The following is a 21,763-nucleotide window of genomic DNA, read 5'->3' as shown; positions in this document are numbered from 1 at the left end:
ACGACAAAAGGAGAAAAACGATGGAGCTTTTCAGCACAATCAGGAAAGAGGGCGAGTACTGGCTCGTCGATCAGGTGAAACAGAAGGAAGTCAGTGAAGAACGGTACCGGGAAGCATTCGCCGGTCTCCTGTCCGAATGGCGCGGGGAGAAGTCGTCTTTCCTGTCGCTCCTCATGGACCCGGCATACGAGGACTGGCTGCTCGGTCAGGGCTTCCGGAAAATTTCCGTCATCACGGAATATTCCAAGCGGCTCGACGGCAGCGAAGAAGCCGGCGGGACGGTGCGGGTGGAGTCCCTCGGCGCAAGCTCCATGTTCGATCGGGAATTCGCCGATTTGTATGACCGCTGCCGGAGCGGCTCTGCCAACAAGAACAAGCTGTTCACCATGGACCAGATCATGGAGTCGCTCAGTCATGAGCTGGGTGACGGCTGGCGGTCCCACTGCTTTATCTTTTGGCAGGGAGAAGAGCCGGCCGGCGTCAGTATTCCGCACATCGAGGCCGGCACAGAAACCGAAGGCCGCCTGTTTTACTTCGGCGTCACGCCTGAAAACCGGGGGAAGGGGCTCGGCACTTTGTTTCACCGGCTGTCGCTCGGTCTGCTGCATGACCGCTTCGGTGCGGAAACGTATGTCGGCAGCACGGACGAAGAAAACCGGCATATGATCGGCATCTTCGAGCGCAACGGCTGCAGGCTGCGCGATAAAAAAGGGATTTACCGGCTGGAGCGGCAGTCCTGACAACAAGATCAGAAACGGCGGGAAGGAGAGCGGTCGGCTCCTTCCCGCCGTTTTTTGCACCCGGAAATTTTTATTTTATTCGGCCATCAAAGAGGGAATATAGAAGAATGCGGCTAGACAACAGCAGGAAAAAACGATAATTCATTGTAAAGGAAGGTGCTGACGCTATGGGAATAAAAGAAATCATCCGAAACCAGAACGCGCGCGATGACCGGTCGCGCGAGCATACTGTCCGCGGAAAATATGGCATGGCGGCAAGTGCGGTCGAGGAAGCGACGGAAGCGGGAGCGCAGGTGCTGCGGGACGGCGGCAATGCGGCTGATGCGGTGATCGCCATCCAGCTGGCGCTCGCGGCTGTGGAAGGCATGAACACCGGCATCGGCGCGAGCGGGTTCATTACGTATTACGATGCAGGGCGGGACGAGACAAAAGTGATCAATGCCCACACGGTCGCTCCGGAAGCGACCGAACCGGACCTGTTTTTGAACCAGGAAAATGAAGTGCCTCCCTTCATCAAACGGTCGACCCGGGCGGAGGCGGTCGGCATCCCGGGCATCATGAAAGGAATGGAGACCCTGCATGACAAGTGGGGGACGATGCCGCTTGAACGGCTCATCGATCCGGCGATCCGGCTCGCGGAAGAGCCATACCGGGTGGATTCCCTGTGGGAGAAAACGATCAAAATGATGCATTACCGGCTGCACGATGAAGCGAAAAAAGTGTTCATGCCAAAAGGGGTTCCGCTTGTCGAAGGGGATTCCGTCACGCAGAAGGATTTGGCGAAAACATTGAAAATCATCCAGGAGCACGGCTTCAGCGCTGTGTACGAAGGTGAGATCGCGGAGGCGATCACGGATACGGTCCGCGCCAATAACGGCCTTGTGACAAGTGAGGATCTCCGGAACTACCGGGTCTCCATCGATGAGCCGCTGCGCGGCAGTTACAGGGACTACGAATTCGCTTTCCCGGCTCCTCCGAACGGCGGCGGCTTCGCGGTCGCCCAGCTTCTGAAAATCCTGGAACCGTTCAACATCAGCCAGTACGGCGTCAATTCCTGGGAAAAATACTTTATCCTGACTGAAGCGCTGCGGCTGACGCTTGCCGACAAAAGCACGTATATCGCCGACCCGGAATTCAAGGAAATGCCGATCGAAGGTCTGCTGAGCGATGCGTACATCGCTGAGCGGCGCAAGCAGATCAGGCTGTGGAAGCGGAACAAGGACATCAGTTACGGGGATCCGTGGAAATACCAGGACGGGGAGCCGAACAGCTTGGTCCATTCCGAACCGGCTGAAGAAGGGAACGAGACGACCCATTTCACGGCTGTCGACCGATGGGGGAATGTCGCGGCGTGCACGTCGTCGATCGAGCGGATGTTCGGTTCGGGCATCATGGTGCCGGGCTACGGATTCCTGCTGAACAATGACCTGACAGATTTTAATCCCCACCCGGGAAGAGTCAACGAACCGGACAGCGGGAAGCATGCGGTCAGCTCCAAAACGCCGCTGATCGCGTTCCACGGAGGCAAGCCCTTCCTGACGCTCGGTTCACCCGGCGGTTCGACGATCGTATCCTCGGTCCTGCAGGTGCTGCTGCACGTGCTGGATTACGAGATGGACCTGAACGAGGCAATCGCGGTGCCGCGGATATTCAGCAGCGTGAACGACCCGGTGCAGCTCGAAGTGGAACTCGATGATGAAGTGAAGAAAAAGCTGAGCGCGATGGGATATGACCTTAACGTGAAAACGCTCCGGATCGGAGACGTGCAGGCGATTTTGATCGACCAGGAAAACGGGATACTGTACGGAGCGGCGGACAGGACACGGCCCGGCTTGGCCATCGGACTGCTGGAGCCGCCGGCTGGGGGATAAAAACAATACCGCTTCTCTCTGCGGGAAGCAACTGGAAAAAGACCTGGAAAGTCCGCTTTCGGGGTCTTTTTCCTTGGAGCAGCAGCTGATACTTTTTTTCGATAAAGAGACTGGCTGCAAGAAATACCTGCTATCCGCCTGCAGATCCTTGCGTTATAATTAAGTGAAACTAGGCCTTTTTTGCCAGACGGAGAGATTGCCATGCCCCCTGAACTTTTGCCTTATATTACACTGCTGCTGCTCGGAGGCGGATTGAGCAGTTTTTTAGGGATCTATGCGCTCGTGAAGATCCGCCGGGCTGCGGGCGCCCGTCATTTTATTGCAGCTTCATTCCTGGCTGCGGTTTTCACCTTTGCCTATGCCGCGGAACTGTCGAGTGATACGCTGCGGGAAATCCGTTTTTGGGCGGCTGTCGAATACCTCGCCTTGCCGTTCATTCCGCTTTTTGTGCTGTTTCTGTGCATCGAGTATACAGGGAAGAAAGTCCCGTGGCGCTGGCTGCCGCTGCTGGCGGCGGCACCCGTCATGACGCTCGTCCTGAACTGGACGAATCCGCTCCATCACCTTTATTACACGTCGGTCACATTGCGCGAGGACTCGCCTTTTCCTATAGCGGATTTCGAGCCGGGCCCTTGGCTCTACGTAAATTATCTCTACGTCTATACTTGCCTGGCAGCGGCCGCAGCTGTGCTCCTGCGCCAGTTCCGGAAAATGCAGCGCCCCTTCCGTCTCCAGGCGCTTACAATGATTTCCGGCATTTCGATCCCCCTTGTGTCGAGCCTGTTCTACCTGACGGGCAGCAGCCCATACGGCATCGACCTCGGAGCGGTCTCCCTCAGTCTCACGTTTTTATTCATCGGGGCGGCGCTGTTCTCTTTTCAGATGTTCGACGTCGTGCCCATCGCGCGGGACAGCGTATTTGAGAGCATGGCGGATGGCGTGCTCGTGATCAGCGAAGGACAGCTCGTTGTGGATTTCAACCCGGCTGCCGCAAAGGTTCTGCCGGAACTTGAAATCGGGAAGAAGGTGGAGGAGGTCCTTTCCGCCGATCATCCGCTTGCCGTCATTCTGGATGGCGGGCAAGATGGCGACTTCTCCATCACGAAAAACGGCGCTGAGCGGAATTTCAATGCCCGCCTGTCGGCTGTCAGAAATAAATACAGCCGGCAGATCGGCCGCATCGTGACGCTTGTGGATGTAACCGAGCGGGTGAGAATCCAAGAAAAGATGACGCAGCTTGCAAGCATCGACGGGCTGACGCAAGTGCTGAACCGGACTTTCTTCATCCAGGAAACCGGGCGGGCACTCGGTCATAGCCGCAGAGCGGTGCTTATCCTGTTCGACCTCGATTATTTCAAAAACATCAATGACACTTACGGCCATGCCGCAGGGGACCAAGTGCTGATCCAGACCATGGAGACTGTAAAGGCTTGCCTCGGGCCGGATGACCTCCTCGGCCGGTACGGCGGCGAGGAATTCATCATCCTCCTCCCGGATGCCACGCTGGAAAAAGGGTTTGCCCGCGCGGAAAAGATCCGGCTGGAGATCGAAAGGCAAAGCATACAGGCGGAGGGGCAGGAGATCCGGGTCACTTCGAGCTTCGGCGTCGCGGCGGCCGACTGGACAGACGGGAAGGCGCCGGATGCACTCGAATTGATGAGGCAGGCGGATAAAGTGCTTTACGAAGCGAAAGAGAACGGGCGGAACTGCGTCTATGTGTTCGGCACCGGCAGCGACTTCCTCAGGTTATGCTGAAGGCGGGATCGGCTGCTGCTGTTAACTTTCCCGGAGCCGGGCCGATATAACAGCTAAACAGCCGAAACAAGGCTGGATGATTATTGCGGGCAAATGCCAAAGACGGGTGAAAAAATGGAATCATTGACACAATCGGAATCCTTATTCGATATCTACAAGTCGCTTTTTGACTTTAATCCGGACGCCTGCTATGCCATCGACCTGGATGGCCGGTTCCGGCTCTTTAATGAAGCGGCTTCCCGCATCACCGGCCTCTCGCAGGAAGAGGCTGTCGGGTCGCCATTCTCTTCACTGATCCCGAAAGATCAGCTGCCCGGGACGGTATCGTTTTTCCAGCGTGTCCTCCAGGGGGAAAGAGGACAGTTCGACACCGCCATCCGAGGCAAGGACGGCAGCCGGTTGACGCTGTCCCTGACCGCAGTTCCTGTGTACGCGGACGGGGAAGTCTGCGGTGTTGTCGGAACGGCGAGAGATGTCACGGAAAAAAACAGGATCACCCTGCTGCTGAATGAGCAGAACCGGGTCCTGGAAATGATTGCGAACAGCCACCCTCTCCAGGAAGTGCTCGAGCAGATCCTCCAGATCGTGGAGCAGGTATCGGATCAGAACATCTGCTCCATCATGCTGGCTGACGAAGATCATGAATCCCTCTGGATGGCGGGATCCCGGAACTTGCCGGAAGCCTACAGTTCCCTGATCGACGGGATCGCCATCGGCCGGAACATCGGGTCCTGCAGCACGGCGGCCCATGATAAACGGGTAGTGGTCGCTTCGGATATCGCCAAGGACAGCCAGTGGCCGGTGTACCGGGAACAGGCACTTGAATGCGGTCTCCGGGCCTGCTGGTCGGCGCCGATCCTCGACAGCGGCGGAGACGTGCTGGGCGTGTTCGCCATCTACCACAGCAGGCCCCACGTCCCGACGGAAACGGATATGCACGTCATCGAGAAGACGGCCCATCTGGCCAGCCTGGCGATCCGGCATTACCGGGCGGAAGAGCACATCAAATTCATGGCGTTCTATGATCCGCTGACAGGCTTGCCGAATAAGCGCCTGTTCAGTCAGCGCGTCGCTGAAGCGGTCGGCAGATGCCGGACGAAAGAGAACGACACATTGGCCGTCCTCTATATCGATCTGGACCGGTTCAAGCTGATCAACGATACACTCGGGCACAGTGCGGGGGACAGTCTGCTGCAGCAGGTGGCCAAGCGCGTGGCCGGCTGCATCCGGAAAACGGACATCGCCTCCCGGCACAGCGGGGACGAATTCACAGTGCTTCTGGAACATACATCGAAAGAAGCGGCCGGACTGGTGGCCAAACGGATCCTCACTGAACTGGCGAATCCGTTCGACGTGGAGGATAACGAAATTTTCATCACGCCGAGTATCGGGATCAGCATGTATCCGCCGGATGGCGAAACCCCCGAAGATCTTTTGCGGAAAGCGGATATGGCGATGTACCAGGTCAAGAAAGAAGGGAAGAACTCCTTCCATTTCTATGATGAAACGCTCAGCAGCCGGACGTTTGACCGGCTTCAAATAGAGAACGAGCTGCGCAAAGCAATCGGGGCGGACCAGTTCTCGCTGGTGTTCCAGCCGATTGTGGATCTGACAACCGGAAAACTGGCCGGCGCCGAAGCGCTGCTGCGGTGGGAGCACCCTGAGATGGGGAACATTCCGCCGGACCGGTTCATTCCGGTGGCCGAAGAGACGGGCCTGATCATTCCGATCGGGGAATGGGTGCTCCAGACGGCATGCCGGGAATTGAGGGAATGGCAGAAAGCCGGAGCTGAAACGTTCACGATCGCAGTCAACCTTTCCCTCCGGCAGTTCTATCAGCCGGATCTGACGGAAATGATCGGACGAATTTTGGAAGAAGCAGGAATTTCACCTGAAAAATTGACAATCGAAATCACCGAGAGCATGACGATGAATGTCAAAAAAGCGACATCCATCCTGTACCGGCTGAAACATTCGGGCGTGAAGATCTCCGTGGATGATTTCGGGACCGGCTACAGTTCCCTCAGTTACCTGAAAGAATTTCCGATCGATTACTTGAAGATCGACCGCTCGTTCATCCGGGACATCGCCTTGTCGAACGGGAACAAAAATATTGCGGCCACCATCATCACGATGGCTCACAACCTCGGCATGAAAGTGATTGCGGAAGGCGTGGAAACGAGCGAGCAGCTGAGTTTCCTAAAACAGCAGAACAGTGACGAAGCGCAAGGGTACCTGTTCAGCAAGCCGCTCACCGGCCTTGAATTCAACATGCTCCTCGGGAATGGGCAGCAGGAAGCGAACTGAAGAGAAGGCTGTGCCGGCTCTGAAACTGTCCGGCAGGACCGCATGAAAAAAGCAGCATCCGCCTGCCAGAGGTGGATGCTGCTTTTCTACATGAATCTCTATTGGTGTCAGCTGAAAATGAAGCCGGCTCCGAGGAACAGCACAGCGGCGATCGAGGCGGCCGTCAGCGCGTATGGAAGCTGGGTGTTGATGTGGTCCATATGCTGACAGTCTGCACCGACCGACGACATGACACTGGTGTCGGAAATCGGTGAAGTGTGGTCACCGAACGTTCCGCCTGAAAGGACCGCCGCGGCGGCAAGAATCGGGTCGCCTCCCGTCGCCAGAGTCAGCGAGATGGCGATCGGCATCATAATGGCCCATGTTCCCCAAGATGTTCCCATCGAGAAGGAAACGAACGCTGAAATGATGAACACCGATACCGGAATGATGCCGGCAGGAATGACATCGCCCGCGACTTCGGCAAGGTAACCGGCGGCACCGGTCCCTTCAGGTGCCGGCGCGCGCATGATATCCCCGAGCGTGACCGCGAGGATGATGATGATTCCGCCAAGGATAACACTTTTGCTTCCTTCGAATAACTCATCCAAAAATTCTTTCGGCCTCATCAGCTTGCTGGAGACATACTTGATGAACGCGACCGCGATACCGATCGAAAAGCTGAGGATCAGCATTTGATTGCCGCCGAATGGAATGGTCGGCACATCCGCAAAATTGACGATCGTATAATTCCATAGGCCGAGAATGACGAGCAGTCCGACAGAGACAGCCAAAGGCACGACCATGTCCGACGCCTTGCCGTCCCGGATAACTTCCGCTCCGTCCTGGTCCGTATCCGAATAGGCATCCTCCGGGTCTCCGTCGAGGTCATCCGGCTCATATCCTTCACGAGCCCGCAGCTCCGCTTTCCGCATCGGTCCGTAATCTTTGATGACACCGGATGCAAGCAAGTAAACAAACACAATGATGAGCAGGTTATAGAAGTTGAATGGGATCGTCTGGGCGAGCCCGACAATCGGATCTTCGACGGATGGAATGTTGTCCACCATAAGCGCTCCCATAAATGCGACCCAGCCCGATATCGGAACGAGTACGTTGATCGGCGCTGAAGTCGAATCCAGGAAAAACGCCAGTTTTTCACGCGAAATTTTCATCCGGTCATAAATCGGCCGGAAGACGGTACCGGTCGCGAGCGAGCTGAAGTAGGCGCTTGTGAACAGCGCACTTCCCATGACCGCCGTTGAAACTTGTGCTCCATTCTTCGATTTCACTTTGTCGGCGAGCCACTTTCCGAAAGCGAAAGCGCCGCCGGAGCGGTTTAGCACGGCAATGAAGGCGCCGAGCAGCAGGACGACGATGACGATTTCCGCCCGTCCCGGACTGCTGACGAGCCCCATGCCGTAAATGCCCGCTTCCTCATCGGCCGGATGTCCCGCAATCGCGCCGAAAAGGTTCGTGATTGAAAATAATATGGCATGGAAAAATCCGTTTTCAGCCGTGTCGATGATGATGGTGCCCACCAGGATACCCAGCAGCAAGGACGGGATGACCCGCTTGGACCAGATGGCGAGTGTAAGCGCCAGGATGGAAGGCAGCAGTGAGATAATACCGAAGTGCTCCATCGGTTTTCCTCCTTTTTTCTGTTTTGGTCTCTTTGCATAACCCCTACCCTATCCGATACCCGAAAGGGAAGTCAAGAAATCTGTTAATATTCAAACTAAATTGTCAATATTGCAAGAGAAGGCAGGAAAAAATGGAAAATTACGGTCTGAAGCTGAAAGTCCGCAGCTTATCACGCAAATTATGTCACCCCGCTTCAATTCTTCGGAAAGAAAAAGGGCAAAAGGTTTTTACAAACCATTCTTTTGGGGTATCATTAATTAGGCATATTTTCCTGTTAAGAGTTCAACTGTAGGGAGAGAGTACCATGACGGAAGAATCGTTATTAAAATTGCGTCAGTCGGTGACAAGATTAAGAGCTGAGGGGAAGTACAAAGAAGCGATCGAAAGAAGCTACGAGCTGCTGGAGCTCGGCATGGCGGCGAATGACCACAAATCCATTCTGGTCGCTCACCTGAACAGCGCCGCTTCCTACTACTATATCGGGGAAGCCGAAGAGGCGTTCCGGAACATAGAAGCGTACCGCGAAATCTGCATCCGCTACGGAACGGAAGAGGACTATCTGCAGCTGTATAATATCCTGTTTCTGCTCCATGAATACAACAAAAATTACGACAAGGCGGAAGAATCATTGCACAAAAGCATTGAAATCGGCCGCCAGCTGAAGAAGTATAATATTCTGAGCAACAGTTACAGCAACTTTGCTCATCTTCTCATGGGGAAAGGGGAGTTCGAACAGGCGCTCGAGATGGGGAAACGCGGACTCCGGGCGGCTCAGCGGCACGAGCCGGCGAGCCGGATTCTGGAGTACCGGGTGAAGCTGAATATTACCCGGGCGTACATCGAACTCGGCCAGTTCCATAAATCCTGGCCGCATATCGAAGAAATGACTTCCGATCCGCTGCTGGATTCATTCGACCGGGAGAAAGCGCAGTCGCGCGATCTGCTCGGGCTGTGGTATGCGCGCCAGGATAAGCATGCGGAAGCTCTCGCCGCCTATACGGAAGCGAAAGAGATCGTGGAGAGCTACGGCGACGATTACATGCTGAAATCCATCCAGGAGGCGCGCATCAGCCTTTGTGAAGCGCTGGGTGACATCACCCTGGCTTACAGCGTGCAGAAAGAATACATCCGCCTCCTCAATGAAATCAGCCGGCGGGAGCTGTCGCTCGTAGCGATGAAACTGCAATTGAAGCACAGCATCGAGGAGATCGAACGGCAGGCGAATACGGATCATCTGACAGGTCTGTACAACCGCAGTTACCTGGAAGTGACGGCGGACCGATGGCTGGCGGAAGCGGCGGAAAAAGGCTGGAGTGTCGTTTGTATCGCGTTCGACATCGATAACTTCAAACAGATCAATGACGACTACGGCCATTTATTCGGGGACGAGGCAATCCGCCAGGTCAGTGAAGCATGTGCCGGTGCCTTCCGCAAACAGGACTTGATCGGACGCTACGGCGGAGATGAATTCGTTGTCGTCCTGCAGGATATGCCTTTTGAAGCGGGTCTCCAGAAGGCGCAGCAGCTGGCGGAGACGCTTCAGCATCTCCGGGTCGAACGGGCGGGAAGCGCGGCGTCCGTAACCGCCAGCATCGGGGTCGCGGATAATGACGGCGGGCGGATCCGGACATTCAATGAACTGTTCCACAATGCGGACATGGCCCTTTACCAGGCGAAAGGGGACGGAAAAAACCGGGTGGTGGCAAGCGGCTGAACAGGGGAGGGGAAGCGGGATCCGTACCCTGTCCGATCCAGCGCCATCCGCGGGCTTTACATGATTCATGCAATGGGTTAAACTGTTGGCAGCGAATAATCCCGAAACATGTATCAAACTTGGAACGGTAAAATATCACAGACCATTAGCGCTGCTGATAAAGCCGAAAAAGAGTCTTTCACCAGACTCTTTTTCGGCTTTTTTCGTGTTTTGTGAATAAAGAAGGGAGCACCATACGATGGCCTATTTCGTTGACCATGACCAGAAGAAAATCCATTGGAAAAGCTTTGCGGGGGACCGCTGCGGCTTCATCGGCACGCCTGCGGAACAGCGTGAATTCACCGATTCCTCTGCGTATGTTGAAGAACTTATGCAGGAAAGATCCTACCGGCGCTGTCCATATTGCAAATCCATGCAGGTCCCGACATAACCGGACGGCTTCATCAATTCTGCGTTTCCAGCATGATCACCATGTAGCCGGTATCCCCCGAAAAATCCCAATCGACGAACACTTCCCGGATAGGATGGTGCAGCACCGTTTCCATGTCCACCAGCTCAAGCGATCTCCGTTCGAGTGGCCGTTTCGCGATTTTCAGCGGTTCTGTGAAGCCATTAGCGATCAGTTCCTTTTCGATCTCCACGAGGATCTTCTCGCGCACGACCAGGACAGTCCGCTCATTCAGCCAGTAGACCGCCGTGCTGCCGGGCCGTTTCTCGACTTTCATGCTGGCCCTGTTGATGGTTTTGATGACCTCCTCGTGACTGACCCCTTCCGGCCATGCAAGTGTTTCCTGTGCGGTTTCCTCATCAAGTATGCAAAGGATCATGCCGGTTTCGGCTTCCAGGTTCCAGTCCGCGAACACATCTGTTACATCCAGCCCGGCCAGTTTCCACAGGTTGAGTTTAATCTGCGGGCGCAGTTCATCCATCAGCAGATCCCGGAGTTCCAGGAGACGTTTCGATTCCTGCTGTTTCAGCAAAATCCGTTCCATGGGGGACAGGAAGTCTCGCAGATGGATGAAGGCAAAAGGCGGTTTGATCAGAACATGTACAGAAGCGGGACCCTTACCGAAATGGTCGCGAAGTAAAGACGAAACATAACGGCCGACATCAGCGGCTTTTTTTTGGTTTGATTCCATAAAACCATCTCCTTGGATACAGTGCGCCATAAGCACTTCGAAAATTTTTTTCGGACGGCTGGAACGAAAGATTCCCTGTTCCATCATAACACTCCAGGGTGCCCGGCGAATCACAGGACTTCCATTGACGGCGGAAAATGAAAGATTTATACTGGCAGAGAAGAGGACAGCAAACACTAAAAAGAACGTTTACCGAAACAGAACCGGGAAACGTCTTTATTTTTCTTTTCAACTAAAACGTTTTCGGGATTTTCGTGAAAACGTTTTCAAATTTTTTTATCCGAAAACTAAAACGTTTTCGGAAAGGAGGGAAGCCGGTATGATGGATTACGGGCAGGGCAGCGGCCCATTAAAAAACTGGATTGTGGCAGAAAAAGGTTTTTCAACCGCCCATTTAGGGAAAAGTGAGGCGATACTGTCGCTTGGCAACGGGTATCTGGGACTGCGTTCTGCCACGGAAGAACCTTATCTCGGTGAAAAGCGCAATTTGTTCGTGAACGGAACGTTCAATCAGGCGGCTCCGAATGAAGTGACGGAACTTCCGAATATGGCGGATGTCACGCGGATCGATATCCGGGTGGATGGCGGGCGCTTCAGTCTGGAACTCGGCGGGACGGAGACTTACATACGGCAGCTGAACCTGAAGACGGCCGAATTGCAGCGGACCGTCGACTGGACATCACCGGGAGGCAAGAAATTCCGGTTCCGCTTCCGCCGTTTCGTTTCGCTCCAGAGCCTCCATCTCATCGGCATGAAGTGGGAGGCGGAAAGCCTTACCCATCCGGCGGAAGTGGCGTTCGATTCGGGTATCGACGCCCAGCAGAGCAATTCCGGCGCCCAGCATTTCCTCGAAGGGGAGCGGCGCGTCTTCGGGGATAGCATGCTCCAGCTTGTCCAGCGGACTGGGCAGTCAGGGGTCGATGCGGTGATCAGTACGGTCCATCGCCTTTCACTGAATGGACAGCCTGTCGGCGCAGCTCCTTCCAAGAACATGGCGCGCCGCAAAGTATGGCTGTCGTTCAGCGTGCAGCTCCAGCCGGGTGATAAGCTGGAGGCGGAAAAGCTGAGCACGGTCCATACGAGCCGGGACAGCGAGTGGACCGGCAAACCTTACAGCCTGGAAAAACTGCAGGAACGGTCGGTCCGTGAACTGGAGGAACACGCAGCGGCTGGATATGAGACGCTTTTCAGCCGGCATGCGGAAACGTGGAAAAAAGAAGTGTGGGACAAGAAGGCGGTCGTTGCGGACAGCGACGATCCGTTCGACCAGTTGGCGCTCCGCTTCTCGCTGTACCACCTGACCGTGATGGCGCCTGCGCATGATGACCGGATGGGCATCGGGGCGAAAGCGCTGAGCGGAGAAGGCTACAAGGGCCATTCGTTTTGGGACACGGAAATTTTCATCCTGCCGCATTTCCTCTATGCCGATCCTGGAACAGCGAAATCCCTCCTGATGTACCGCTTCCGCGGTTTGGAGGGAGCGCGGAAGAAAGCAAAAGCGAACGGCTTCCGGGGCGCGATGTACCCGTGGGAGATGGCCTGGCCGTCCGACGGGGAAGTGACGCCGGAGTGGGGTGACATCGACATCGTCACCGGCACCCGTCAAAAAATCCTTTCGGGACTGCTCGAACAGCACATTTCAGCCGACGTCGCATTCGCTGTGTGGCAGTACGTGAACACGACAGGCGACCGGGAGTTTTTGGAACACTGCGGTTACGAGATGGTTTTCGAAACGGCCGATTTCTGGGCGAGCCGCCTGGAGTGGGACAGCGGGCGCTGCGAGTACGTGATTACAGACGTCATCGGTCCCGACGAGTACAAGGAGCATGTCGACAACAATGCCTATACGAACTGGCTTGCGTATTTTAATTTGACCCTTGCCGTGAAGTGGGCAGAAGAGCTGGCGGCGGATGCATCGGCGCAGTTCGGCGGACTGCCGGCACGGATTGCGGAATGGCGGGAAAAAGCGGAAAAGCTTTATCTGCCTGGCCCGCGCCAAGACGATTCGGTGATCCCGCAGGACGATACGTACTTGCAATTGCCGGAAATCGACCTCTCGAAGTACAAGGAACAGGCGAAAGTCCGGACGATTTACCGCGATTACAATGCGGAGCAGATCAACGGATTCCAAGTGACGAAACAGGCGGACACGATGCTTCTGTTCGATCTGCTCGGACAGACGTTCCTGCATGACGACCCGCGTCTGTCGGAAGCGGCCAAGCGGGCCAACTTCGCTTATTACGAGCCGCGGACGCTCCACGACTCCTCGCTCAGCCTGGCGACGTATGCGATTGCGGCGAATGATATCGGCAATACGGCACTCGCTTATTCACTGTTCAAAAAAGCGTGCGGCATCGACCTCGGTCCGGCGATGGATACGTCCGATGAAGGCATCCACGCCGCGGCGATCGGCGGCATTTGGAAGACAGCGGTGTCCGGCTTCGGCGGCGTCCGTCAGAAGGACGGCATCCTGGAGATCAGCCCGCGTCTTCCGGCGGCCTGGCACGCATTGAAATTCCCGCTCCTGTGGCGCGGAAGACGGCTGACGGTCGAAGCAACAAAAGACCGTCTGTCCGTCAGCGTACAGGACGGCGGCCGGATCGAGTTCGAATCGCACGGCAGGAAGTACGGAGCGGAAGGCCGGATCGAGCTTCCCCTCGGCCGGAATTTAACTGTCAACCGGTAGCTGTAAGGCGGCTCTGCCGCTTTATTGACTATAGTATCTATCAAATCAAAGGGGGCAACACACATGATATTCAATAAGAGACTTGTTGCAGGTTTAGCGGCCGCCGCGCTGCTTCCGGCACTCGCTGCGTGCGGCGACGAACCGGCGGAAGAAGTGGCCGAAGAAGTGGAAGGTGAAGTGGAAGAGATTTCGATCTTCCAGAGCAAGGTGGAAATTTCGACCAGCTGGAAGCTGCGGCCGAAGCGTATGAGGAAGAGACAGGCATTGCCGTGGAAGTCATCGGGACGACGGGTGACGATTATTTTCAGCAGCTGCAGATCCGTCTGAGCAACGGCACTGGCCCATCGATCTTCAGTCTCCAGAATACTTCGGAGGCGGAGCGGCTGGAGTCGTACGTGTACGATCTGAGCGGTGAGGCGTTCACGGAAAACATCGCACCGAACATGGCCCTGATGCTGGACGACAAACTGGTCGGCATCCCGTACGGTGTTGAAGGATTCGGTCTCGTCTACAATGAAGAGCTCGTCAACCCTGAAGACATCACAGATTACGAGTCATTCGTCAGCACAATCGAGGAACTGGAAGCTGAAGGGATCACTGGCCTGAGCCTGTCGCAGGAAGCCTACTTCCTGATCGGGCACATTCTCAACTATCCGTTCTCTCTACAGGAAGATCCTGTCGAATTCATTGAACAGCTGAATGCCGGTGAAGTCAGCCTGGCGGAAACGGAGGAATTCCAGGAATTCGCTGATTTCCTTGAAGCGATCCGCGCGCAGGAAGTGAATCCGCTCGAAGTGACCTATGACACGCAAGTCGGTGATTTCGCAGCAGGCAACACAGCGATGATTCACCAAGGTAACTGGGTGGCGCCGATGCTTGAAGATTTCGGCGTGGACTTTGAAGTCGGTCTCGCACCGTTCCCGCTTGAAGGCAATGATAAAATTGCAGTCGGCGTCGGTTCGAACTGGGCTGTGAATGCCAATAAAGAACCGGAAGAGATTGCAGCATCCATCGCTTTCCTCGAATGGCTCCATACGAGTGAGGAAGGAAAACGCATCATCGTGGAAGAGTTCGGCTTTATCCCGGCGATGACGAACATCGAAGCGGAAGGACTCGATCCAATTTCGCAGGCGGTGCTGGAAGCGTCGAACAGCGGAGAAACGATCATGTGGTCACACAATTACTTCCCGGCAGGAATCATTCCGAACGATTTGGCACCTGCTGCACAGGAGTTCTTCATCTCTGAAGACATGACAGGGGAAGAATTCCTCGAGAACCTGGATGCCGCATGGGATAACGCAACAGCAGAATAACCTTGCCGGCCGGACAGGCAGATGAAAAGAATGGTACATCTAAGGACACGCCTAAATGGCGTGTCCTGCATTTTCAAGGGCCGCTTCGGCCAATTTTCACAACGGGAAAGAAGGGATGGACGTGGCAAATAAAAGCAAACTGGGCTGGTACCTGCTCTTTACCGTACCGCTGCTCATAATCTTCACCATTGTGGTCATCATCCCGTTTCTGATCGGGATTTATTACGCGTTTTTTGACTGGGACGGCATCGCGGCCAACCCGATGGAATTCGTGGGACTGGATAACTTCGTGACGCTGCTGCAGGATGACCGGTTCCTCCAGTCCGCATGGCTCACCGTGCTGTTCACATTGCTGTCGGTGATCACCGTCAACGTGGTCGGCCTCGCGTTCGCGCTGCTTGTCACATCGAAACTGCGGACAGCGAACCTGACGCGGACGATGCTGTTCATGCCGTATTTGATCGGCGGGCTGATCCTCGGGTACATCTGGCAATTCGTATTCCTCGATGTGTTTGCTTTCTTCGGTGAAGTGACGGGGCTGGATGCGGTTTTCTTCAACTGGCTGCTTGATGAGCAGTTCGCGCTGTTCGCGCTCGTGACAGTATTCACCTGGCAGATGGCCGGCTACGTCATGATCGTCTACATTGCAGGCATCCAGGGCATTCCGGGTGAAGTCATCGAAGCATCGAAAATCGACGGCGCCAGCAGCTGGCAGCGGCTGACACGCGTAACGTTCCCGCTCCTGATGCCGGCATTCACGATCAGCCTGTTCCTGACGCTGTCATACGGCTTCAAGATCTATGACGTCAACCTCTCGCTCACAGGCGGCGGCCCGGCGAATGCAACCGAGCTGTTCGCCATGAACATTTACAATGAGATTTTCGGCTACGGCAATTACGGCTACGGCCAGGCGAAAGCGATTGTCTTCTTCATCATCATCGCGGCGATCACGCTGACGCAAGTGTATATCACGAAAAAACGGGAGGTTGAGATGTAATGCGGAAAGCGAGCCGCTTATCGAAAGAGATTTTGCTGGTCCTGATGGCATTGCTCTTTTTGTCTCCTGTTTACATCATTTTTGTGAACTCCTTCAAAACAAGGAAGGAACTGTATGAGAATACACTGGCCCTTCCGGAAGACTTCAATTTCCGGTTTTATACGGAAGCGATGGAACAGATGGATTTTTTTAACGCGTTCATCAATTCGATGATCGTGACGGTCGTCTCCGTCGCCTTCATCGTCATCCTGTCATCCATGACGGCGTGGATGCTGGCCAGAACGGGCGGGAAGGTGAGCACGATCATTTTCATGACCCTCATCGCGACAATGCTCATTCCGTTCCAGACGATCATGATGCCGCTCATGCAGCTGGTCACCAATATCACTCAGAACCTCGGCATCCCGCTCTACAATACGCTCGGCGGCCTCATCTTCATGAACATCGGGTTCAATGCGGCGCTGTCCGTGTTTCTGTACCACGGCTTCGTGAAGTCCATCCCGCTGTCGCTGGAAGAAGCGGCGACGATTGACGGGGCTTCGAAGTTCGGTGTGTTTTGGCGGATCATCTTCCCGATTTTGACACCGATCACCGCGACGGTCATGATCCTGAACGTCATCCTGATCTGGAACGACTTCCTTCTGCCGTCACTGACGCTGATCGATAAGGAACTGCGGACGATCCCGCTGTCGGTGTTTTATTTCTTCGGCGAGTTCACCATCGAATGGAACCTTGCCATGGCGGGCCTGACACTGACCATCATCCCGGTCGTGATTTTCTACATCATCGCACAGAAGTACATCATCAAAGGCATCGGGGAAGGCGCCGTCAAATAAGCGGAACCGGCCTGGGAGGAGAGAACTGTTATGAAGGACCTGAAAGGCATCACCGGCGTCCTGTATGCATTCAGTGAATGGGTGATGCGGCTGTCGGCGGTCAATCTCATGTGGTTTTTGCTGAGCCTGCCGCTGTTCGCGGTGCTTTTGCTCCCTGACATCAGCACAGCGGCCGGTGTCGTGCTGTTCGGCATCGGCCTGCTGCTGTTCGTGCCGCTGCTGTTCTTCCCGGCGACGGCCGCCGCCTTCAGCGCGGCCCGCGACTGGGTGATGGACGAGCCGCAGCCTTCCGTGGTGCGCGCATACTTGAACTATTTGAAAACCGATTACATGGACAACCTGAAGGCGGGCGCCGTGTTTGCTGTCCTGTGGCTCGCCTGGTATTCCGGATTCTTGACAGCAGGGCCTGCAGACACCATCATAGGCATGGTGCATCTCATCGCCGGTGCCGGCCTGTTCGTCTATACGGCCGTTTTTCTGGCGGTCAGTGCCCATTACCGGATGAATCTCAAGGAGCGGCTGATGAATGCATTTTTCATTTCAGCCGGAAGCCCGCTGCTCGGTCTGTTCCTCATCGCCGTCAGCGGGCTCATCGTGTGGGTCAGCATCACGCAGCTGGTCGTGCTGCTGCCGTTTTTTACTTGCTCACTCAGTGCGTTCCTGTCCTTTGCGGCTTTTTACCGATACACACAGCGGATTGAACAGAAAGCGAAAGACCGGCAGAACGGCGAAGGAGGCCATGCGGCGTGACGACGATCAAAGATGTGGCCAAGCAGGCCGGTGTTTCCGTCAGCGTCGTCTCCAAGACGTTCAACAATTACGCCGATGTGAAAGAAGCGACACGCCAGAAAATATTTGCGGTCGCCAAAGAACTGGGGTACACACCGAACATCGTGGCGAAGAACCTGTCATCGAAAAAGCAGATGACGGTCGGGCTCATCTCTTCGGGCGTGCTGAACAACAACGACAAAGACAACAACGCGTTTGATATTTTCAAAGGCGTCTATACAGCGGTATCCGTCAGCGATTACGAGCTGTCGATCTACCTGATCGATACGGAAGAGCAGCAGGAAAAAAGCTATGCGCAGTACTGCCGCGAGCGGAACATCGGCGGAGCGATCCTGCAGGGCATCCGGACGGATGATCCGTACTATAAAGAGCTGATCGATACGAATATCCCGTGTGTGGTGCTCGATATCATGCGCGAGACGGAGAATGGCCTGATCGGCAGTGTCTCGATCGACAACGCGAAGGCGGCGGAGGACATCACGTCGCACCTGCTCGCCTGCAACCACCGGGACATCGTGATCATGGCGGGGACCGCCGAAACGTATGTCAATAAAGAACGGCTCCGCGGGGCGCGGAAAGCCTTGTCGGAAGCCGGCATACCGCCTGAAGCGGTCCAGGTGCTCGACGGGGAATTCTCTGAAGAGAAGGCGTACGAACTGGCCAAGCGGCACTTGCTGACGCACCGGCCGACCGCGTTCATCTGCTTCAGCGATCTCATGGCGTTCGGCGTCATGCGGGCGGCGGAGGAAGCCGGACTTAAAATACCGGATGACATGTCCGTCACCGGCTTCGATGATCTCGTGATCAGCCGCTACACACAGCCGCGGCTCACCACGATCCGGCAGGATTTCACGGAAATCGGCCGGACGGCGGCGCAGCTGCTTCTCGATCTCATCACCCAAAAAGAGGAGCGGCATCACATCACGGTGGGCCACCAGCTCATGGCACGCGGGACCGTGCGGACAATCGACCGGATGAACGGATGAAAGGAAGGGACGATACAATGGCACAGCAGCCAGAAGCAATCATTTACGATCTTGACGGAGTGATCACCGATACGGCGGAATTCCATTTTCTTGCCTGGAAAAAACTCGCGGACGAACTCGGCGCGCCGATCGACCGGCAGTTCAACGAACAGCTGAAGGGGGTCGGGCGGATGGATTCGCTCGAGCTGATCCTGAAACGCAATCCCGGGCTGAAAGGGATGCCGCAGGAAGAGAAGGAGCAGCGGGCTGCTGAAAAGAACGGGTATTACCTGGACCTCATTTCACAGCTCACGCCGTCGGATATCCTGCCGGGCATCGAAGAGCTGCTGAAGGCCAACCGGGCGTCCGGTGTGAAAATCGCACTCGGCTCTGCCAGCAAAAACGCCGCGTTCGTGCTCGATAAACTCGGACTCACCCACTATTTCGATTACATCGTCGATGCGGCGAAAGTGAAGAACGGCAAACCGCACCCGGAGACGTTCACGACAGCGGCGGACGCGCTCGGCGTCCCGTACGCAGCCTGCATCGGCATCGAAGACTCGGCGGCCGGCGTGGAAGCGATCAACGGCGCGGGCATGTTCTCGGTCGGTGTCGGGCCGGCGGAGCATCTGCCGCACGCCGACTGGCGCGTGGACAATACGGAACAGCTTGAATTCACTGAAATACTGAAGCAATACAGCGCAAAGGGGGAATGAGGACACCATGGCATGGAAAGTGATCAAATCCGAGAAGGATTTAAAGAACCTGCTGCTGAATGAAAGCCTCCTTTCACTCGGCAACGGCTACCTTGGTGTGCGCGGCAATTTCGAAGAGGGCTACACGGAAGACGCGAAAACCATTCGCGGCACATACCTCAACGCCTTCCACGATGAAACGGAAATCAAATACGGCGAACGGCTGCACGGCTTCCCGCTCACGCAGCAGAAAGTGCTGAATGTCATCGACGGCCAGTCGGTCGATATCTACATCGGTGACGAGCGGTTCTCCCTGTTCGAAGGGGAAGTGCTCGAGTTCGAGCGAAGCCTGCATATGGACCGGGGGTTCGCGGAACGGTTCATCCGCTGGCGGTCACCGGAAGGCCTGGAGACGAAGCTGCACTTCAGACGCCTTGTTTCATTCACCGTCAAGGAACTGTTCGCCATCAACATCCGTGTCGAACCGGTCAACCACAGCGAACCGGTGACGTTCGTCTCGACCGTGGACGGCGATGTATCGAATTACGTCGACGTCAACGATCCGCGGCTTGCGTCCGGCCATTCGAAGCGGCTCAACGTGACGGATGTCCGCCATGAGCACGGCCTGAGCATCGTCCGGGACATGGCGATGATCACGAATCTGGAAGTGGCCTGTGTGACCGCGACCGCGGTCGAAGCCGGCGCTTATATCTTCGCTTCCCACTCAACGGATACATCCGTCCAGGAAACATACGAATGCGAAGGCGGCGAAGCGGTGACATTCACGAAATTCAACGCCTATACGGACACGCTGCGCCACGGCAACGCGCTCGTGGAGACGGGGATCGCCATCCAGAATTTGCAGCGGGACACGAAATTCAACGACCTGCTCCGGGCGCAGCGGGAATACCTCGACCACTTCTGGAGCGTCTCGGATGTCGAAATCGACGGCGATGCGGAACTGCAGGAAGGCATCCGTTTCAGCCTGTACCAGCTGCTTCAGTCGGTCGGGAAAGACCCGTTCAGCAACATCTCGGCGAAAGGGCTGTCGGGCGAAGGATACGAAGGGCATTACTTCTGGGATACAGAAATCTATATGCTGCCGGTGTTCCTCATGACGCAGCCGGCGATCGCGAAAAACCTGCTCCTGCACCGGTACTCCATTCTGGAGAACGCCAAAATGCGCGCGCGGGTGATGGGGCACGAGAAAGGCGCACTGTTCCCGTGGCGGACCATCACGGGACCTGAAAGTTCCGCGTATTTCCCGGCCGGCACGGCGCAGTACCACATCTCGGCGGACATCGCCTACAGCTACATCCAATACTACCTCGTGACGAAGGACGAAGAGCTCCTGCGGAACGAAATGGCGGAAGTCCTGTTCGAGACGGCGCGTCTCTGGATCGAAGTCGGCCACATGCAGGACGGCCAGTTCCGCATCGACAGCGTCACGGGGCCCGACGAATACACATGCATCGTCAACAACAACTACTACACGAACGTCATGGCGAAGCATAACCTGGCGTGGGCCGTGAAAGTATACCGGTATCTCGAAAGGGAAGACGACAAGCAGCTCCGGAAGCTCGAAAAGAAAACCAGGCTCGAAAAGCATGAAGTGACCGACTGGCAGGAAGCGGCGGAGAACATGTTCCTGCCGTATGATGAGAAGTTGAAAATCAACGAGCAGGATGACAGCTTCCTCCGGAAAAAGCGCTGGGACCTCGGCAACACGCCGAAAGAGAAATTCCCGCTTTTGCTGCACTACCACCCGCTCACACTGTACCGCTATCAAGTGCTGAAGCAGGCGGATACGGTGCTCGCGCACTTCCTGCTGGAAGATGAGGAAAGCATCGAGACGATCCGGAACTCGTACGACTACTATGAAGAACTGACGACGCACGACTCATCGCTGTCCTACTGCGTGTACGGCATCATGGCATCGAAACTCGGCTATAAGGACAAAGCCTACAGCTATTTCAAAGAAACGGCGCGGCTCGACCTCGACAACATCCATGGCAACACGAAAGACGGGCTGCACATGGCCAGCATGGGCGGCACGTGGCTGTCGATCGTCTCCGGCTTCGGCGGGCTGCGCGTCAAAGAAGACGGGCTGTCGCTCGCTCCATGGCTGCCGGAAAACTGGAACGGCCTCGGCTTCCGGCTCCGCTTCCAGGACCGGCTCATCAAAGTGCGTGTCGAACAGAACCGCATCATCTACACGCTCATCGAAGGCAAGGATCTCACCATCACCCATCACGGGCGGGAGCTCCTGCTCGAAAGCGGCCGGGAGACCGTCATCCACCGGAACGGCAGCATGCAGAAAGCACTGATCTGAT

General features: G+C 55.8%; 17 protein-coding genes. 15 read left to right on the top strand and 2 right to left on the bottom strand.

Annotation, left to right across the window (positions count from 1 at the left end; translation table 11 throughout):
- The first annotated feature begins 20 nt into the window (after positions 1-20).
- From CCE92_RS11815 to CCE92_RS11800, 4 genes are all read left to right on the top strand, one after another.
- Positions 21-740 carry a GNAT family N-acetyltransferase gene (locus CCE92_RS11815; RefSeq protein WP_088008129.1) on the top strand — a complete coding sequence of 240 codons (720 nt, stop codon included), beginning with the start codon at positions 21-23 and terminating at the stop codon, positions 738-740.
- Between the two features lie 167 nt (positions 741-907).
- Entirely contained in the window at positions 908-2,611 is a 1,704-nt protein-coding gene (ggt, locus tag CCE92_RS11810; RefSeq protein WP_088008128.1) for a gamma-glutamyltransferase, read from the top strand.
- A gap of 201 nt (positions 2,612-2,812) precedes the next feature.
- On the top strand, positions 2,813-4,366 hold the full coding sequence (locus tag CCE92_RS11805) for a histidine kinase N-terminal 7TM domain-containing diguanylate cyclase (RefSeq protein ID WP_088008126.1): 1,554 nt from the start codon (positions 2,813-2,815) through the stop codon (positions 4,364-4,366).
- 114 nt (positions 4,367-4,480) lie between these two features.
- The gene (locus CCE92_RS11800; RefSeq protein WP_162287869.1) at positions 4,481-6,673 is read left to right on the top strand and encodes an EAL domain-containing protein; all 2,193 of its coding nucleotides are present in this window, start codon (positions 4,481-4,483) and stop codon (positions 6,671-6,673) included.
- 107 nt (positions 6,674-6,780) lie between these two features.
- Here the strand turns inward: CCE92_RS11800 and CCE92_RS11795 are convergent, their stop codons facing one another.
- Complete coding sequence (locus CCE92_RS11795; protein ID WP_088008123.1) at positions 6,781-8,295, bottom strand: Na+/H+ antiporter NhaC family protein; 1,515 nt, start codon at positions 8,293-8,295, stop codon at positions 6,781-6,783.
- Between the two features lie 305 nt (positions 8,296-8,600).
- Between CCE92_RS11795 and CCE92_RS11790 the strand changes: the two genes are divergently transcribed.
- Together CCE92_RS11790 and CCE92_RS11785 are read left to right on the top strand one after the other, a co-directional pair.
- Positions 8,601-10,010 (top strand): tetratricopeptide repeat-containing diguanylate cyclase, encoded by a 1,410-nt coding sequence (locus tag CCE92_RS11790; RefSeq protein ID WP_088008121.1) that lies wholly within the window; start codon positions 8,601-8,603, stop codon positions 10,008-10,010.
- A gap of 238 nt (positions 10,011-10,248) precedes the next feature.
- Entirely contained in the window at positions 10,249-10,440 is a 192-nt protein-coding gene (locus CCE92_RS11785) for a hypothetical protein (protein WP_088008116.1), read from the top strand.
- Positions 10,441-10,453: 13 nt separating this feature from the next.
- Here CCE92_RS11785 and CCE92_RS11780 read toward each other — a convergent pair whose 3' ends face one another.
- Positions 10,454-11,149 (bottom strand): Na-translocating system protein MpsC family protein, encoded by a 696-nt coding sequence (locus CCE92_RS11780; protein ID WP_088008147.1) that lies wholly within the window; start codon positions 11,147-11,149, stop codon positions 10,454-10,456.
- A 319-nt stretch (positions 11,150-11,468) separates the two neighbouring features.
- Between CCE92_RS11780 and CCE92_RS11775 the strand changes: the two genes are divergently transcribed.
- From CCE92_RS11775 to CCE92_RS11740, 9 genes are all read left to right on the top strand, one after another.
- Positions 11,469-13,835: a glycoside hydrolase family 65 protein gene (locus CCE92_RS11775; protein ID WP_088008115.1), complete on the top strand. Its 2,367-nt coding sequence runs from the start codon at positions 11,469-11,471 to the stop codon at positions 13,833-13,835.
- A 63-nt stretch (positions 13,836-13,898) separates the two neighbouring features.
- A complete protein-coding gene (locus tag CCE92_RS16240) occupies positions 13,899-14,162 on the top strand; it encodes a hypothetical protein (RefSeq protein ID WP_241536014.1) in 264 nt (87 codons plus the stop codon).
- Entirely contained in the window at positions 14,105-15,148 is a 1,044-nt protein-coding gene (locus CCE92_RS11770; protein WP_241536012.1) for a sugar ABC transporter substrate-binding protein, read from the top strand. The genes CCE92_RS16240 and CCE92_RS11770 overlap by 58 nt, the downstream gene beginning before the upstream one ends.
- A 121-nt stretch (positions 15,149-15,269) precedes the next feature.
- Positions 15,270-16,145, top strand: a complete 876-nt coding sequence (locus tag CCE92_RS11765) for a carbohydrate ABC transporter permease (RefSeq protein ID WP_241536010.1) — start codon at positions 15,270-15,272, stop codon at positions 16,143-16,145.
- Positions 16,145-16,981, top strand: a complete 837-nt coding sequence (locus tag CCE92_RS11760) for a carbohydrate ABC transporter permease (RefSeq protein ID WP_088008111.1) — start codon at positions 16,145-16,147, stop codon at positions 16,979-16,981. Before CCE92_RS11765 ends, CCE92_RS11760 begins: the two co-directional genes overlap by 1 nt.
- A gap of 30 nt (positions 16,982-17,011) precedes the next feature.
- Complete coding sequence (locus tag CCE92_RS11755) at positions 17,012-17,731, top strand: YesL family protein (RefSeq protein ID WP_088008110.1); 720 nt, start codon at positions 17,012-17,014, stop codon at positions 17,729-17,731.
- Positions 17,728-18,756: a LacI family DNA-binding transcriptional regulator gene (locus tag CCE92_RS11750; protein ID WP_088008108.1), complete on the top strand. Its 1,029-nt coding sequence runs from the start codon at positions 17,728-17,730 to the stop codon at positions 18,754-18,756. Before CCE92_RS11755 ends, CCE92_RS11750 begins: the two co-directional genes overlap by 4 nt.
- A gap of 17 nt (positions 18,757-18,773) precedes the next feature.
- Positions 18,774-19,451 carry a beta-phosphoglucomutase gene (gene pgmB / locus CCE92_RS11745; RefSeq protein WP_088008107.1) on the top strand — a complete coding sequence of 226 codons (678 nt, stop codon included), beginning with the start codon at positions 18,774-18,776 and terminating at the stop codon, positions 19,449-19,451.
- Between the two features lie 7 nt (positions 19,452-19,458).
- Positions 19,459-21,762 carry a glycoside hydrolase family 65 protein gene (locus CCE92_RS11740; RefSeq protein WP_088008105.1) on the top strand — a complete coding sequence of 768 codons (2,304 nt, stop codon included), beginning with the start codon at positions 19,459-19,461 and terminating at the stop codon, positions 21,760-21,762.
- Position 21,763 lies beyond the last annotated feature (1 nt).

The sequence above is a fragment of the Indiicoccus explosivorum genome (assembly GCF_002167005.1).
Classification (GTDB): Bacteria; Bacillota; Bacilli; order Bacillales_A; family Planococcaceae; genus Indiicoccus; species Indiicoccus explosivorum.
This window is presented reverse-complemented; position numbering and strand designations above follow the sequence as displayed.

Coding starts and splice junctions, on each gene's coding strand:
- CCE92_RS11815 (WP_088008129.1), top strand. CDS start 21: ATGGAGCTTTTCAGCACAATCAGGAAAGAGGGCGAGTACTGGCTCGTC.
- ggt (WP_088008128.1), top strand. CDS start 908: ATGGGAATAAAAGAAATCATCCGAAACCAGAACGCGCGCGATGACCGG.
- CCE92_RS11805 (WP_088008126.1), top strand. CDS start 2,813: ATGCCCCCTGAACTTTTGCCTTATATTACACTGCTGCTGCTCGGAGGC.
- CCE92_RS11800 (WP_162287869.1), top strand. CDS start 4,481: ATGGAATCATTGACACAATCGGAATCCTTATTCGATATCTACAAGTCG.
- CCE92_RS11795 (WP_088008123.1), bottom strand. CDS start 8,295: ATGGAGCACTTCGGTATTATCTCACTGCTGCCTTCCATCCTGGCGCTT.
- CCE92_RS11790 (WP_088008121.1), top strand. CDS start 8,601: ATGACGGAAGAATCGTTATTAAAATTGCGTCAGTCGGTGACAAGATTA.
- CCE92_RS11785 (WP_088008116.1), top strand. CDS start 10,249: ATGGCCTATTTCGTTGACCATGACCAGAAGAAAATCCATTGGAAAAGC.
- CCE92_RS11780 (WP_088008147.1), bottom strand. CDS start 11,149: ATGGAATCAAACCAAAAAAAAGCCGCTGATGTCGGCCGTTATGTTTCG.
- CCE92_RS11775 (WP_088008115.1), top strand. CDS start 11,469: ATGATGGATTACGGGCAGGGCAGCGGCCCATTAAAAAACTGGATTGTG.
- CCE92_RS16240 (WP_241536014.1), top strand. CDS start 13,899: ATGATATTCAATAAGAGACTTGTTGCAGGTTTAGCGGCCGCCGCGCTG.
- CCE92_RS11760 (WP_088008111.1), top strand. CDS start 16,145: ATGCGGAAAGCGAGCCGCTTATCGAAAGAGATTTTGCTGGTCCTGATG.
- CCE92_RS11755 (WP_088008110.1), top strand. CDS start 17,012: ATGAAGGACCTGAAAGGCATCACCGGCGTCCTGTATGCATTCAGTGAA.
- pgmB (WP_088008107.1), top strand. CDS start 18,774: ATGGCACAGCAGCCAGAAGCAATCATTTACGATCTTGACGGAGTGATC.
- CCE92_RS11740 (WP_088008105.1), top strand. CDS start 19,459: ATGGCATGGAAAGTGATCAAATCCGAGAAGGATTTAAAGAACCTGCTG.